The organism is Pigmentiphaga litoralis (genome assembly GCF_014651835.1).
Lineage (GTDB): Bacteria > Pseudomonadota > Gammaproteobacteria > Burkholderiales > Burkholderiaceae_B > Pigmentiphaga > Pigmentiphaga litoralis.
Map to the genome: position 1 here is coordinate 1876022 of NZ_BMXQ01000001.1, position 13192 is coordinate 1889213.

Here is a 13192-nt window from a genome sequence, read left to right on the forward strand (position 1 = left end):
CCATGGACTCGCAGAACGTTGTTTCGATCGCCCGCGCATACCCCCGCGCCACGGTTGCCCGTGAGGTGACGGCCCATCAATACGCCGAGGTGGTCAAGAACCGGAACACCTACCGTCGCCTGTACGACCAGAACACCGCCGCCCTGGCGCAAGCCCGCGGCCAGCTGGAAGGTCTGCGCCAGCACATGCAGGTGCTCGAAAGCGAACTGGCCGCACACCAGGCCGGCGTGCCGACGGCTCTCCTGCACGACGCCATGCAGCTGCTGCACGAGATGGTCGCCGACCGGGCCCAATTCGAGGCCGACTATGGCAAGTGCGTGCGCCTGCCCTCCAGCACGATCGCATTCACTGGAAAAGCCGAGGTGTTGATCGGCCGCGCCGCCCCTTTGCTCACGCACATGACGGCAGCATCGGAATGAGGCGCGACGACTTCACCCTGTCGCTCGGCCTTCGTGACGAGCTGATCATCGACAACTTCGCCGGCGGCGGTGGCACCAGCACAGGCCTGGAAGCCGCGTTCGGCCGCCCGGTCGATATCGCCATCAACCACGATGCCCAGGCGCTGGCGATGCACGCCGCCAACCACCCACACACGCGCCACCTGTGCGAGTCAGTGTGGGACGTCGACCCGATCGCGGTCACGGGCAATCAACCGGTCGCCCTGGTCTGGTTGTCACCCGACTGCAAGCACTTCAGCAAGGCCAAGGGCGGCAAGCCGGTCGAGAAGCGGATCCGCGGCCTCGCCTGGGTCGGCCTGCGCTGGGTCGCGCTCACCAAGCCGCGCATGCTGATGCTGGAGAACGTCGAAGAGTTCAAGACCTGGGGCCCTCTGATCGTGGACGCGGATGGCAACGCCAAGCCGGACCCAGCCAAGAAGGGCAAGACGTTCGACTCGTTCGTGCGCCAGCTGCGCGCCCAGGGCTACACGGTCGACTGGCGCGACATGCGTGCATGCGACTTTGGCGCGCCCACCATCCGGAAGCGCTTCTTCCTGGTGGCGCGCCGCGATGGATTGCCGATCGTCTGGCCGGTGCCCACCCACGGCGCGCCGACCTCGCCCGAGGTGATGGCCGGTCGCCGCTTGCCGTGGCGCACTGCCGCCGAATGCATCGATTGGTCGATCGCCTGCCCGTCCATTTTCAACCGTAGCCGTGAGCTGGCCGATGCCACCAAGCGTCGCATTGCCAAGGGCATCATGCGCTACGTGGTCAACAGCGTCGTGCCGTACATCGTCAACACCGCCAACAGCGGGACCACCGGCAGAGGGCCCAACACATGGTCGGTCGACGAGCCGCTGCGCACGGTCACATCGGCGCCTGGCTTCGCTGCGGTGGCACCCACCATCGTCCCGATTGCGAACTGGAGCAATGGTGACGTCGCCCAGGATGCTGGCAAGCCCCTGTCTACGGTCACCGCTCACCCCCGCGGCGGCAGCCATGCGCTGGCAGCCGCCACGCTGGTCGCCATGGGCCACGGTGAACGCCAAGGCCAAGCGCCCCGGGCACTCGACATCGAAAAGCCACTGACCACCATCACGGCCGGCGGGCGCCATCAAGCAATGGTGTCTGCACTGCTGGTGGACGCGGCGCACGCTGATGTGTCGCCATCTGGTGTGAAGCGCTGGGGCACCGGCACCAAACCGGTCGACGCCCCTTTGGGCACCATCCTCGCCAGCGGCGGCAATCAGGCGATCGCCGCAGTGCATCTGACGAAATTCCGCCAGAACAGCATCGGCAGCTCTGCCGCCGAGCCCGTGCACACCATCACCGCAGGCGGCGGCGCCATCGAGCGCCCTGGTACCGGCGGCGCCATGGGCGTGGTCGGAGCATTCCTGGCGAAGCATTACACCGGCGTCATTGGTTCGGATCTTCACGACCCGATCGGCACCGTTACAGCCACCGACCATCACTCTCTCGTGACAGCGCACGTGCAGCGAGACATGGGCGCCAGCATCGGCCATTCGGCAAACGACCCGCTCGGCACGGTCACGGCCGGCGGTGGTGGCAAGGCCGCGTTGGTCACCAGCCACATCGCCAAGCTGCGCGGCACCAGCAAGGACGGCCAGTCCACTGACGGCCCGCTGCACACAGTGAGCGCTGGCGGCACCCATCACGCCCTCGTGACTTCGCACCTGCTGGTGAACAACACGGGGCACCCCGGTGCTGCGATAGACGCCCCTACGCCGACCGTCACAAGTGGCGGGCACCACGCCGAAGTGCGCGCGTTCCTGATGGCCTATTACGGCACTGATCAGGCGCCACAGATCGATGGGCCGCTGGCGACCGTTACAGCGCGCGATCGCTTTGGCCTGGTGACCGTGGAGGGCCAGGACTATCAGATCGTTGATATCGGCCTGCGCATGCTCACGCCGCGCGAGCTGTTCCGCGCCCAGGGCTTCCCTGACACCTACATCATCGGGGACGACCCCGCACAAGGCCTGTCGTTGACCAAAAGCGCCCAGGTGCGCATGTGTGGCAACAGTGTCTGCCCACCCATGTCCGAAGCGCTTGTCCGTGCCAATTTCGCCCACGAGGCAGCGTTCCGGAGGATCGCAGCATGACCACCTACATCGCAATTTTCTTCATGGCAGAGATGCTGGGCCTGATCGCCGCCATGGGCCTTGGCCGCGCGGCCGCCCATGCCGATCGTGAGTTCGCCGCTGAAGCCATCGCCCAGGGCCGGCCTGATATCGCAGCTATCTACCTGGAAGGGTGCGCAGCATGAAGCCAATGTCCCACGCGAACCGCCGCCGCGTCATGGCCGCGCTGAAAGAGCAGGCACTCACGCCCCCCGAGATCGCCGCCCTCATCGGCGAAAGCGTGGCGCGGATCACCAACTGGTTGAACACCCGCCGGCGTGACCACAACGATGTCTTCGTGGAAGAGTGGCGCCACATTGAAGGCACCTCCAAAGGCAGCGCTATGTGGCGCGCCGGCGAGGGTGAGAACGCGCCCTACCCCAAGGGCGAATTCCAGCGCCTGGGCGACACCCAGATGGAAGCCAAGGCGCGGGCGGCCGACCTGGCACGCCAGCGCGCAACCATCCCAAAGCAGCCGGCACGCGATCCGGTCGTGGCGGCGCTGTTCGGCCCCTATCGCGGCAGCACCAGCCAGGGGGCGTCAGCGCAATGACTCCCATCAACACATGCATCCAAGGCGACTGCCGCGATGTCATGCGCGGGCTTATTGCCGACGGCGTGCGCGTGCAGTGCATCGTCACGAGCCCACCCTACTGGGGACTGCGTGACTATGGCGTCGACGGCCAGCTGGGCCTGGAGCCCACGTTGCCTGAATTCGTTGCGCACATGGTCGAGGTGTTCGACCTTTGCCGCCAGCTGCTCGCGGACGATGGAACGCTCTGGATGAACATGGGTGACAGCTACGCGGGATCTCGCGGCGCAGCGTGGGGCCCGTCACCAGCATCTATCGAAGCGCGCGGGATGACGGCCAGCAGGCGGCGCGATGACACGCCGATATCCAGAAGCGACGTGCGTGTCGAAGGCCTCAAGCCGAAAGACCTGGTGGGCCAGCCCTGGCGCCTGGCATTCGCGCTGCAGGACGCCGGGTGGTGGCTTCGTCAGGACGTTATCTGGCACAAGCCAAACCCCATGCCGGAAAGTGTGCGTGACCGCTGCACCAAGGCGCACGAGTACCTGTTCCTGCTGACCCGCAGCGAAAAGTACTTCTACGACTTCGGCGCCATGCAGGAGCCCGTCACAGGCAATGCCCACGCACGGGGTACTGGCGTCAATCCGAAGGCCGCTCCGAGCGGCTGGGACACCGGCCCGGGCGGGCATCGGGCTCTCGCGGGTCGCTACCCGGGCACGGGCGTGGGCTTTGGCCGCGGATTCGATAAGGTGGCCAAGCCGCGGGCAAAGCAAAACGAGTCGTTCGCGGCAGCAGTGACCGACCAGGTCGAAACCCGTAACCGACGCAGCGTTTGGACTATCCCCACGCAGTCATACGAAGGCGCTCACTTTGCGACCTTCCCAGAGTCTCTGGTCGAGCCATGCGTGCTGGCAGGCAGCCGACCCGGCGACATCGTGTTCGATCCCTTCATGGGCAGCGGCACGGTTGCCGCCGTCGCACAGCGCCTTGGCCGCCGATGGCTGGGCGCCGAACTGAATCCCGACTATTTACCGCTCCAGGCAGCGCGCACGCGCCAGGGCGGACTCACATTGGAGACCGCAGCATGACCACCACCCATCAAGCACCAGCCACGGCAGTGGTCTTCGACTGCTACAGCACCAACGGCGAGGAATACCGCAGCGGCGAGTTGCATGACGCAATCGACGAGCTCGAGCAAGAGAGCGATGGCGCGGCGCTGGTGGGACGCTCTTACTGGCTGGGCGTGTCGCGCAAGCCAAAGCCTAGCGACTTCTTTTCCATCGACCGACTCCTTGAGGACATGCAGGAACAGGCCGACGACCAGCACGGGGAGTTCGCAGAAGACTTCCTGACTGACCTCAGCACCGAAAAGGTCAACGAGCTGCAGGCCCTCATTGGGGCATGGATCGATGCCAACGCAACGGTCTCGTTTTACCGCGTGCATGACACCGCCGAATTCACCATCACCGAGCAAGACCTAAAGGATCGTGGCCATGAGTGACCTCACGCTGGCGCTGAAGGGCGAGTACTTCGATGCCATCAAGGCGGGCACAAAGACCGAGGAATATCGGCTGTGCACACCGTATTGGCAGAAGCGTTTGGCAAGCCCGTTCGGTCTGTACGACCGTATCGTGCTGACCCGTGGCTACCCGCGTCGCGACGATGCGGATCGCCGCCTGATCCGGCCCTGGCAGGGATACACCATCAAGACCATAACGCATCCGCACTTCGGGCCGCACCAGGTGACGGTCTATGCCATCAACGTTAAAGGGACGAGACATGGATAAGCAGCGCAAGGGATATGAATGGTGGGACCGTCTTTGCAAGCTGCCGAAGTTCAGCTTCATCATCAAGGCTGACGGCGTTCGGCGGGTCGAGGACAGCACCGGCAACTGGATCGAATATGCAAGTGCCCAAGCAGTGATCGATGATGCCCAGGCCGAGATCAACACTCTGCGTGAGAGGCTTGACCGTCTTGCACCGGCAGCCGCGCCCGAGCCGGCCACCGCATCGGACGAGCGCGAGCGGACACAGATGGAGTGCGCTGCATTCCGGATGTGGTGGGACGCGAACCAAGAATGCCCTGAGCACTCGTTGACCACGCAAAACGCAGCGCATGCAGCATGGCAGGCCCGCGCCGCGCTGGCCACCTTACCCGGCGTTGAAGCGGCCGAGCAGAAACCAGTGGCGTTCCGAGTGCTGGAGAAAGCACCAGACGGGACTTGGCAGGAAAGTGCGAATTGGCGTGACGGCGCGCCGGTTCCAGGCCTGACAGAAACTGTCAGGCGAAATCCGGACTACTGGCGAATCGAACTCGCGTACGCCACCCCCTCGCCTGCTGCCAGTTCGCTCGACCCGCACCCCCCTACCCGACACTGCATGTGCGCCGACTGCAAGCCGTCGTTCGAACCGGATCACACGCGTTGGGTAACAGAGGCGGTGCTACTGGTTGAGGGCTACGTCTACACGTGCGTGAGGTACGCCAAAGGTGCCGGGCCGGGCATGGCGATGCGGGCAGCACGCGCAGCCCTCATCGGCCACCTTGAAAAGATCGGAGGTGCCAATGGGTAAACGGCACCAAGCAGCCTGCCCGCCCGTGCCGCCACATCGCAAGGCTTTCGGGACGGCCGTCAACGTGGACAACGATGTGCTGCTGTACACCGCGGCTGAGATGGGCGAGTACGGGTTGGCTTGCTTCAAGGCGGGCCGGCAACCGCCTGTTGCGGTCAGCGCCAGCAGCGCCACTGGCATGGCCGACGCCATCCAGAACGATGAGGACCGCTGGGTCGATTACCGCAGCGGTCGCGCGTCTAGGCCATAGCCGTAAACAGCATCACCGCCCGTCGGCAACTGTCCGGCGCGCCAGCAACACAGGGAAATAATCAACATGAACAAACAGCAAAGCCCACAAGGCATTAACCGTACTGAACTGGTCGCCGCACAGTCGGCACACATGGCAGCCGCGCGCGAGGCTGCCGCTCAGATCCAGGTGTACCGTATGGCCTCGGCTGTCCGCCTGCTCGGAATATCGAAAGCGTCGATTTATCGGCGCATTGCCGATGGCGACCTGGTCAAGGTTTCACTCGGCCCGCGCGCCACCGGCATCACGGCAGAGAGCATTCGGGCCTTTCTCACGAAGGATCAAACCGGCGCACCCTAAGTGGGTAGCTAGGTGGGTAGCTGGACGGAAAATCAGCTACCCACTCCACCCCGAAACCCGCATGAACACTAGGGCCGGTAGCGTAAACCGGGACAGTACGACATTATCTTGATGTGACCGCGTGGGCAATAAAGGTCGTACGCCGTAGGTACACCTCCCCATGGCAAGCGAGCGGCTGCGTGCGTTAATACGCGCTTGTTTTCAGGCCCTCGCGAATATGACCGAACAAGACGTTGCACAGCTGTTGGCGATCCCCGGCAAACAGGTGGTGCTTCCCTTTCAGTGGCGGGCGCAGGAAGGTGCCAAAGGCACCCCGTGGGTCAGTTTCGAAAGTGTCGTCATGGTCGGTGAGCAGTTTGCCGACGGTCTGCGCTTCATCGCCAAGTTTCGGGCGAGCGGTGTCAGGGTGCATGGCGATGCATCTTTTCCTCAACAGGAAAAGATCAACGTGTCGCTGATTGCCCGGGGGCACCGGATAGCCGGTATCGACACCTTTCCGGGGCAACGTCACGCCAATGCCGCCGGGTCCGGTCATCCCTATGCCGGGATGACGATCCAGTCCACAACACATCGCCATGTGTGGATCGGTCATGACGGATACGTTGAACCAGTTGAACCGCCCCTTCTCGATGTGATCCAATTGATCGAACGTTTCTCGCACGAGTGCAATCTTGTGTTCAAGGGCGCAGTGCCCCATCCGCTGCAAGGAACGCAAGGGAGCCTGTTATGAACTGCGAACTGCTTGCGCGCTCCACGGGGTGGGAATGCACCAGTGTCGGCGTGAATGCCTTGCAGTTGCATGCGCCGCTGACGCTTGGCGACGACGGTGAGCTCGCGAGCTTCCTGCTGGTGGAAGACGCTCCGGGCACATTTTTCCTGACTGATGCTCATGCCACCGCTGAACACGCCGTGGCCCATGGCGCAAGGCTTACCCCAGCTCGCTTGCAGTCCCTCCGACGCACCCCCGGTACTCGCCATGCCACGATTTCGGACGAGTGGGAGATCACCGCGTCCGGACGTGCCGAGGATCTGCGTGCTGCGCTGTGGGACGCGCTCAAGATCGCCATGGCGCTCTCCGGCAAGGAACGGGAGTGGCAGCCATCATCCCGCCAGGAACGTTTTACGACCAAGGTGCAGAAGGCGCTGGTTCAGCAGCTTGGAGAAAGACTGATCCTGAAGTACCGCGTGCTCGGATCGTCCGGTCACCAGCTCGAGTTTCCGCTAGGCATCGCGACGGCGGATTTCGTGCGCGCGGTTCAGCCTGTCGGCCTGATGGACGACGGACGGCCGGACTGGAGCTTCGTCTACCAGTGCTTCGGCAAGTTCGGGGACCTTGCGCAAGTTAGCGCGCCCGAGGCCGACAATCGTCTCGTCATCATGGAAGCGGGCAACGGCCCGGATTGGGAGCAGGCCGTGTCGCTGCTGTCAGGAAACGCGCGCGTCATCCAGTATTTGCGGGACGAGGACCTCCGCCTGGCTGCATGACGGGGCGATGTTTTATCGACCTGCTACACGCACCCCTGCCTGCGTTGGAAGCCTTCAGCGTGCCCTGCTTACTATCCCTTCATTCAACCCACCCAGCAAGGTCGTGACGACGTCCAGCGACGGCGTCCTTACGCCCTGGTGTCTTGCCAGTGCCCGCACCGCGTCGAACACGGCGGCGACTTCCAGCGGGCGGCCGGCTTCGACGTCTTGCAGCATGGACGGGCGGGCGCCTTTGCCGTTGGGCTGAAAGTGGCGCAGGGTGCGGTCGACCGCGTCGGCGCCCAGGTCCCAGCCGTGTGCCGCCGCGATGGCGACGACTTCTTCCAGCAAGGTGCGCGCGAGTGCGACCCGACCGGGATCGCGATAGATCTCGTCCGTGCTCAGGCGCGTCAGACTGCCCAGGGAATGGTTGGGGATGTTGACGAGCAGCTTGCGCCAGATCTCGCCGCGCAGATCGTTGCTGGCTTCAACGTTCAATCCCGCGGACTGCCATAGCGTGACGACGCCATGCAGTTGCGACGCGGCGGCTTGGCTCAATGCGGCGCCTGCCCGGCCGGCCGTCGGCATGCCCAGCTTCCACTGATTGAATGCCGCGTGCAGCACCAGACCGGGAGACTCCACGCGATTGGACGACAGGGCGACGCAGCCGATGGCTTTGTCCGGCGTCACGTACCGCCACAGTGCGCCGTCCGGATCGACCGGATGCGAACCTTGCACTTGGTTCGCTGACGGCAGGCCGTGATTCCACCACCACGGAATGCCGTTGGTCACGAATACTGCCACGCTGTCGATGCCACCCAGCAACGATGCAATGCCTTCGGCGGCCGACGCCAGCGCGGTGCTTTTCAGGGTCACGATGACGAGGTCTTGCGGCGGCAAGGTCAAGGGATCGTCGGTGGCCGCAAACGGGCGCACCGTCACATCGCCGGCTTCCTTGTCGCGTACCTGCAGGCCCTGTTCTCGGATGGCTGCCAGATGGGCGCCCCGCGCAATCAGACTCAATTCGATATCCGGCACGGTGCTGAACCGGCCTGCCAGATACCCGCCGACCGCGCCGGCGCCGTAGATGCAGACCCGCATTGACCGTCGCGAGGTCGCCGCGTCATTGACAATATCCGTCACCCCGTCAGTCGCCATAGAACGCGCCCTCGCGATAGATGCGCTCGACCGTCTTGTTGTCTTTGGAGTCAGCGTCGGCAAAGGATCCGTGGACGTTCACGCGGCCTTCCCGGCCTTGCGCAGCTTCATTCGGCGAGCCCACGCGCAGCATGACGAGCGGCTCGTTGCTGGTCGCGTTGAACCGGTAATAGCTGCCGTGCGGAATCATGATGCCTTCGTTCTTGCCCAGCAGCGCCAGGGGTCCTTCGTCGTCAAAGAATTCGGCTTCGCCTTGCAGGATGACGAAGGTGTGGTCTTCGGTGGCATGCGCATGCAAGGCGTTTTCGCCGCCTGAGGCATACACCTTCAACCGCACCGACAGATGCGGGCTGGCGGCCAGCACCGTTTCGGATCGGCCTTGCTCGAGCAGTTGCGCGCGGACCTTGAAGGCGGTGGGCTTCGTGGCTTCGGCCTTCGAAATCTGCTGTGCGCGGATGTCCTGGTAGGACGTGGTGGGCGCCACGAACTCGGCCGACAATTTCGTGTCCGCGTGTGAAATGGTGCGGTGATTCATGGAGCTTCCTTATTCGGGTTTGACGCCGGCAAGCCGCAACAGCTCGGCGTATTTCAGGATGTCGGCGTCGACGGTGCGCGCAAAGTCGGCGGGCGCCAGCCTGGACGGCGCAAGTCCCGTCGCTTCGATGGCAGTGCGCATCTCCGGGTTGGCCAACGCGGCGGTGATCTCGGCCCGCAAGCGTTCAATGACGGCAGGCGGCGTGCCAGTCGGCGCGAACACGCCATGCCAGCCCGCGTCGATATCGAAGTCGGGCAGACCGGCTTCCTTGATGGTCGGTACGTCGGACAGATAGCTGGCGCGCGCCGGGCCGGTGAACGCCAGCGGGCGCAGCTTGCCTGCCTTGATCTGCGGCAGCGCCAGCGGCGACGTCGCGAACATGGCTTGCAGCTCGCCGGACACGACGGCGGTAACGGCCTGGCCCGCCCCTTTGTAGGGGATGTGGACCATGCTTACCCCCGCCTGCTGATTGAAGAGCTCGCCGGCAATGTGCAGGTTCCCGCCTATGCCCGGCGAACCGAAGGACACGCGCTGACCGGGCGTCTTGGCCAGAGCGATGAATTCCTTCAGTGTCGTGGCCGGCAGCGCGGGATGGACGACGAACAGCAATCCTTCGCCCGCGGCCACTTGCGCCACCTTGATGAAGTCCTTGTTGCTGTCGTACGGCATCTTTGCGTACATGCTGGGGTTGATGACGAAGGACGACGACGTCAGCATCAGCGTATAGCCATCGGGCACGGCCCGCGCGACGGCTTCGCTGCCGATCAATCCATTGGCGCCCGAACGGTTGTCAACGACAACGGATTGCCCCAGCTGCGTGGTCAGTCGCTGGGCAAGAATGCGAGCCGTGGTGTCCGGGCCGCCCGCGCTGAACGGCACGACCAGACGGATGGACCGGTTGGGATAGTCGTCCGTCGCATGGGCGCACGTTGCCGCGATCATGGTCAGCGCAGCGCAAACGAGTCGATATGTCATGCCTGTCTCCTGGAGCGCATCTGCGCGCGTCATGCACCGTCGAACGCATCCAATGTCGACTTCAGGCCAGGATCGAACTCGCCGTCGAGCAGGATGAACGCAATCTGGCACGGCACCGTCCCACGGTTGCTCCAGGCATGGTTGGTCCCGCACTGCACCAGCACGTCACCCGCCTTCAACACCACTTCCGAGTCATCGAGCAGCATCGTGATTTCGCCCGACAGCACGATGGCGTAATCGATGGTCTGGGTTCGATGCATCATCGGATGCCGGCCTTTCCGGGCAAAGGTCGACGCGGTGGAATTGCCCAGCGACGCGAACACGTTCTGCGCCTCGTCGGGCGACAGGCTGCGCACGGCGTCAGACTCGGGCGCCAGGGTATTGATGCGGATCACGCTGCCGCGCGGCGTGGGCAACTGCCGTCGGGGGCCCGGCGTCGGGTCTTCCATGTCGGCAGTGATCGGCGCGGGGGTCGCCAGGGTCCGCCAGATCTCGGTGGACGCATAGCCTGGCCGTTTTTCGGCGGTAAAGACGACAGGCGCAAACCCGTCGGACATCACCACCGCCTTGCCGTCGGCATCGTGCCCTGTCACGACGCGGCGGATCCTTCCGGCGGTGTCCTTGCTGTCTGCACTGGCTGCGTCGGGTGCGCGGGCGGCGCTGGCTGCGGCATTGTCGTTGCTCTGTTCTGTCGTCATGGTGCGTCTCCTGATTTCGGTGCATGCAGGGCATGCCTGGTGGTCACTCCGGCGAGATTCCTGCCGCCGCGGCGACCGCCTTCCACTTGGTGATCTCGCTGCGGATCAACGACGCAAAGGCTTCGGGCGTATTGCCGACGGGCTCGGCGCCATCGGCGGCCAGGTGTTTTTTCAGATCCGCATCACCCAGTGCACTGACGGTTGTGCCGTGCAACTTGTTGATGATGGCAACCGGTGTACCAGCAGGCGCCAGAAGTCCGTACCACTGCACCGACTCGTAACGCGGAACGCCGCCTTCCGCAATGGTCGGAACGTCCGGCAACGCAGCACTCCGTGTGGTGCCTGACACGCCCAGCGCGCGCAGCTTGCCGGACTTGATGTGCGGCAGCACGGACAGGGTGTTGCCCATCATCAAGGACACCTGTCCGGCAACCACGTCGACCAGCGCCGGGCCCGTGCCCTTGTAAGGAACATGAAGAATGTCGATGCGCGCCAGGTCCTTCAGCAATTCCATCGACATGTGGGGCGATGTGCCGACGCCAGCCGACGCATAGGTCAGCTTGCCGGGCTGTGCCTTGGCCAACGCAAGCAATTCCGGCAAGGTGTTGGCCGGCACGGAAGGATGCACGACCAGCACATTCGGCAACGAAGCCACTTCCGAAATCGGCGCCAGGTCGCGCAGGGTGTCGTAGGGCACCGTCTTGTACATGGCCGGATTCAGCGCCAGCGTGCTTGCCGCCATCAACAGCGTGTAGCCATCGGGCGCCGCCTTGGCGACCTGATCGATGCCTATCATCTGCCCCGCTCCGGGGCGGTTGTCGACAAACACTTGCTGGCCGAGCGACGCCGACAGCTTCTGGGCGATCAGCCGCGCCACGATGTCGGTGCCTCCCCCGGCCGCGGAAGGAACGACCAGGCGGATCGGACGCGAGGGGTAGTCAGCAGGGGCGGAAGCCGGCGCGGCCTGCGCCGCCGCCTGCGGGGCGTGGATCAGCAGCGAGCCTGCGCAGGCAATCGCCGCGGCCGCTTTGAAGAAGGTGGCGCGCATCGTGTCTCCAGCATTATTGGTGTTGTCGTGTCAGGGCCGGTCTTGCGCCGGCAAAGTCTTCAGGAAACGCAGTAACGAGTCGGCCAGCGTCGCGTCGTCACACCACGCTTCCATCGGGATGAAGTCGGCATCCCGCTGCACCAGGTCCATCGGTATCCACGTGCTGCCGGCAATCAATTCGTGCACGTGCTTGCCGACCTCGATCGGGTGCGTGCGATCCGTGCCGGGAATGACGCACGTCGGCACGGCCAGGGACCGCAGCTGCGCCTGGGTCGCGCCCAGCACAGGCATGGTCGCGCCGGCTTCTAGGTCCGTGCGCCACGCGCGAAAGATGCGCAAGAAAGTCGGCGCATCCATCTGGGCAAGGCGCGCCGCGTTGGACGGGTTGGCGGCGATCAGCGCGCGAAAGTGTGCGTCGTGCTGGATCGCCTGCATGCCGCCCTGCTCGACCATCTCGATGTAGTCGGTGTAGTACTTGCGTGCCAAGCGTTCCGCGGCAAAGGCGCCGCCCGTAATCCGCATCAGCAACAGCGCGCGCACGGCCTCCGGGTGTTTGAGCGCAAGCAACAGCGACAGCCGGCAGCCAGACGAGAAGCCACCGACAATGGCCGGAGACGCATCCACATGCTGCAGCAAGGCGTACAGATCATCGGCCCAGATCTCAAATTCCGGTGCGCGGTCGTCGAACGCCACCTCGCCCGCCCCGCAGTTTCGGCGGTCGTGAATGAGCACGCGATAGCCGCCTTCCGCGATGCGCGTGGCGAGCGGAAGCAGTTCGTCCATTCCGCGTCGGCCTCCCGGTGACAACGCGATCCAATCACCCGTGTCGCCGGTCACGTCAAAGGGAATGTGGGTTCCGTTCAGGGCGGCGATGGGCATGGAGGGTGTCCGTTCAGGTTCGGCAGTCAGCATTCAGGCGGCAGCGCACAGGGTGCCGGTGGACCCGATACTAGAACTGTGCGAACGTTCGCGCAATCGTTTAAAACTATGCATTCCGGCGTTGCTGCAAGTGCGTCATGGCAGCGGCATGGCAGCATCATGGCGGCG

General features: G+C 64.4%; 18 protein-coding genes. 12 read left to right on the forward strand and 6 right to left on the reverse strand.

Annotated features, from left to right (window positions below; translation table 11 throughout):
- The first annotated feature begins 2 nt into the window (after positions 1 to 2).
- From IE116_RS08370 to IE116_RS08425, 12 genes are all read left to right on the forward strand, one after another.
- The gene (locus IE116_RS08370) at positions 3 to 419 is read left to right on the forward strand and encodes a hypothetical protein (RefSeq protein WP_189611486.1); all 417 of its coding nucleotides are present in this window, start codon (positions 3 to 5) and stop codon (positions 417 to 419) included.
- On the forward strand, positions 416 to 2560 hold the full coding sequence (locus IE116_RS08375) for a DNA cytosine methyltransferase (RefSeq protein WP_189611488.1): 2145 nt from the start codon (positions 416 to 418) through the stop codon (positions 2558 to 2560). The genes IE116_RS08370 and IE116_RS08375 overlap by 4 nt, the downstream gene beginning before the upstream one ends.
- Entirely contained in the window at positions 2557 to 2724 is a 168-nt protein-coding gene (locus IE116_RS08380) for a hypothetical protein (protein ID WP_189611490.1), read from the forward strand. Before IE116_RS08375 ends, IE116_RS08380 begins: the two co-directional genes overlap by 4 nt.
- Positions 2721 to 3131 carry a hypothetical protein gene (locus IE116_RS08385; protein WP_189611493.1) on the forward strand — a complete coding sequence of 137 codons (411 nt, stop codon included), beginning with the start codon at positions 2721 to 2723 and terminating at the stop codon, positions 3129 to 3131. Before IE116_RS08380 ends, IE116_RS08385 begins: the two co-directional genes overlap by 4 nt.
- Entirely contained in the window at positions 3128 to 4195 is a 1068-nt protein-coding gene (locus IE116_RS08390; protein WP_189611495.1) for a DNA-methyltransferase, read from the forward strand. Before IE116_RS08385 ends, IE116_RS08390 begins: the two co-directional genes overlap by 4 nt.
- Positions 4192 to 4608, forward strand: a complete 417-nt coding sequence (locus IE116_RS08395) for a hypothetical protein (protein ID WP_189611496.1) — start codon at positions 4192 to 4194, stop codon at positions 4606 to 4608. Before IE116_RS08390 ends, IE116_RS08395 begins: the two co-directional genes overlap by 4 nt.
- Positions 4601 to 4894 carry an ASCH domain-containing protein gene (locus IE116_RS08400; protein WP_189611498.1) on the forward strand — a complete coding sequence of 98 codons (294 nt, stop codon included), beginning with the start codon at positions 4601 to 4603 and terminating at the stop codon, positions 4892 to 4894. Before IE116_RS08395 ends, IE116_RS08400 begins: the two co-directional genes overlap by 8 nt.
- Positions 4887 to 5678, forward strand: coding sequence for a hypothetical protein (locus tag IE116_RS08405; RefSeq protein WP_189611499.1), 792 nt, complete (start codon positions 4887 to 4889; stop codon positions 5676 to 5678). The genes IE116_RS08400 and IE116_RS08405 overlap by 8 nt, the downstream gene beginning before the upstream one ends.
- 25 nt (positions 5679 to 5703) lie before the next feature.
- Positions 5704 to 5928: a hypothetical protein gene (locus IE116_RS08410; protein ID WP_189611500.1), complete on the forward strand. Its 225-nt coding sequence runs from the start codon at positions 5704 to 5706 to the stop codon at positions 5926 to 5928.
- A 66-nt stretch (positions 5929 to 5994) separates the two neighbouring features.
- Positions 5995 to 6267, forward strand: coding sequence for a helix-turn-helix transcriptional regulator (locus IE116_RS08415; RefSeq protein WP_229828063.1), 273 nt, complete (start codon positions 5995 to 5997; stop codon positions 6265 to 6267).
- Between the two features lie 217 nt (positions 6268 to 6484).
- Complete coding sequence (locus IE116_RS08420) at positions 6485 to 6997, forward strand: hypothetical protein (RefSeq protein WP_189611501.1); 513 nt, start codon at positions 6485 to 6487, stop codon at positions 6995 to 6997.
- Positions 6994 to 7752: a hypothetical protein gene (locus IE116_RS08425; protein WP_189611502.1), complete on the forward strand. Its 759-nt coding sequence runs from the start codon at positions 6994 to 6996 to the stop codon at positions 7750 to 7752. The genes IE116_RS08420 and IE116_RS08425 overlap by 4 nt, the downstream gene beginning before the upstream one ends.
- Positions 7753 to 7806: 54 nt before the next feature.
- Here IE116_RS08425 and IE116_RS08430 read toward each other — a convergent pair whose 3' ends face one another.
- The 6 genes from IE116_RS08430 to IE116_RS08455 are packed head-to-tail and all read right to left on the reverse strand — an operon-like array spanning position 7807 to position 13024.
- Positions 7807 to 8832: a ketopantoate reductase family protein gene (locus tag IE116_RS08430; RefSeq protein WP_189611503.1), complete on the reverse strand. Its 1026-nt coding sequence runs from the start codon at positions 8830 to 8832 to the stop codon at positions 7807 to 7809.
- Positions 8833 to 8878: 46 nt separating this feature from the next.
- The gene (locus IE116_RS08435) at positions 8879 to 9424 is read right to left on the reverse strand and encodes a cupin domain-containing protein (protein ID WP_189611504.1); all 546 of its coding nucleotides are present in this window, start codon (positions 9422 to 9424) and stop codon (positions 8879 to 8881) included.
- A gap of 9 nt (positions 9425 to 9433) precedes the next feature.
- Entirely contained in the window at positions 9434 to 10399 is a 966-nt protein-coding gene (locus IE116_RS08440; RefSeq protein ID WP_189611505.1) for a Bug family tripartite tricarboxylate transporter substrate binding protein, read from the reverse strand.
- Positions 10400 to 10428: 29 nt separating this feature from the next.
- Positions 10429 to 11097 (reverse strand): cupin domain-containing protein, encoded by a 669-nt coding sequence (locus IE116_RS08445; RefSeq protein WP_189611506.1) that lies wholly within the window; start codon positions 11095 to 11097, stop codon positions 10429 to 10431.
- Between the two features lie 43 nt (positions 11098 to 11140).
- The gene (locus tag IE116_RS08450; RefSeq protein WP_189611507.1) at positions 11141 to 12145 is read right to left on the reverse strand and encodes a tripartite tricarboxylate transporter substrate binding protein; all 1005 of its coding nucleotides are present in this window, start codon (positions 12143 to 12145) and stop codon (positions 11141 to 11143) included.
- A 30-nt stretch (positions 12146 to 12175) separates the two neighbouring features.
- Positions 12176 to 13024 carry an alpha/beta fold hydrolase gene (locus IE116_RS08455; protein WP_189611508.1) on the reverse strand — a complete coding sequence of 283 codons (849 nt, stop codon included), beginning with the start codon at positions 13022 to 13024 and terminating at the stop codon, positions 12176 to 12178.
- Positions 13025 to 13192: the final 168 nt, after the last annotated feature.

Excerpts from the sequence above, each read along its gene's own strand:
- IE116_RS08370 (WP_189611486.1), top strand. The coding sequence starts at position 3 with ATGGACTCGCAGAACGTTGTTTCGATCGCCCGCGCATACCCCCGCGCC.
- IE116_RS08375 (WP_189611488.1), top strand. The coding sequence starts at position 416 with ATGAGGCGCGACGACTTCACCCTGTCGCTCGGCCTTCGTGACGAGCTG.
- IE116_RS08380 (WP_189611490.1), top strand. The coding sequence starts at position 2,557 with ATGACCACCTACATCGCAATTTTCTTCATGGCAGAGATGCTGGGCCTG.
- IE116_RS08385 (WP_189611493.1), top strand. The coding sequence starts at position 2,721 with ATGAAGCCAATGTCCCACGCGAACCGCCGCCGCGTCATGGCCGCGCTG.
- IE116_RS08390 (WP_189611495.1), top strand. The coding sequence starts at position 3,128 with ATGACTCCCATCAACACATGCATCCAAGGCGACTGCCGCGATGTCATG.
- IE116_RS08395 (WP_189611496.1), top strand. The coding sequence starts at position 4,192 with ATGACCACCACCCATCAAGCACCAGCCACGGCAGTGGTCTTCGACTGC.
- IE116_RS08400 (WP_189611498.1), top strand. The coding sequence starts at position 4,601 with ATGAGTGACCTCACGCTGGCGCTGAAGGGCGAGTACTTCGATGCCATC.
- IE116_RS08405 (WP_189611499.1), top strand. The coding sequence starts at position 4,887 with ATGGATAAGCAGCGCAAGGGATATGAATGGTGGGACCGTCTTTGCAAG.
- IE116_RS08415 (WP_229828063.1), top strand. The coding sequence starts at position 5,995 with ATGAACAAACAGCAAAGCCCACAAGGCATTAACCGTACTGAACTGGTC.
- IE116_RS08420 (WP_189611501.1), top strand. The coding sequence starts at position 6,485 with ATGACCGAACAAGACGTTGCACAGCTGTTGGCGATCCCCGGCAAACAG.
- IE116_RS08425 (WP_189611502.1), top strand. The coding sequence starts at position 6,994 with ATGAACTGCGAACTGCTTGCGCGCTCCACGGGGTGGGAATGCACCAGT.
- IE116_RS08430 (WP_189611503.1), bottom strand. The coding sequence starts at position 8,832 with ATGCGGGTCTGCATCTACGGCGCCGGCGCGGTCGGCGGGTATCTGGCA.
- IE116_RS08435 (WP_189611504.1), bottom strand. The coding sequence starts at position 9,424 with ATGAATCACCGCACCATTTCACACGCGGACACGAAATTGTCGGCCGAG.
- IE116_RS08440 (WP_189611505.1), bottom strand. The coding sequence starts at position 10,399 with ATGACATATCGACTCGTTTGCGCTGCGCTGACCATGATCGCGGCAACG.
- IE116_RS08445 (WP_189611506.1), bottom strand. The coding sequence starts at position 11,097 with ATGACGACAGAACAGAGCAACGACAATGCCGCAGCCAGCGCCGCCCGC.
- IE116_RS08450 (WP_189611507.1), bottom strand. The coding sequence starts at position 12,145 with ATGCGCGCCACCTTCTTCAAAGCGGCCGCGGCGATTGCCTGCGCAGGC.
- IE116_RS08455 (WP_189611508.1), bottom strand. The coding sequence starts at position 13,024 with ATGCCCATCGCCGCCCTGAACGGAACCCACATTCCCTTTGACGTGACC.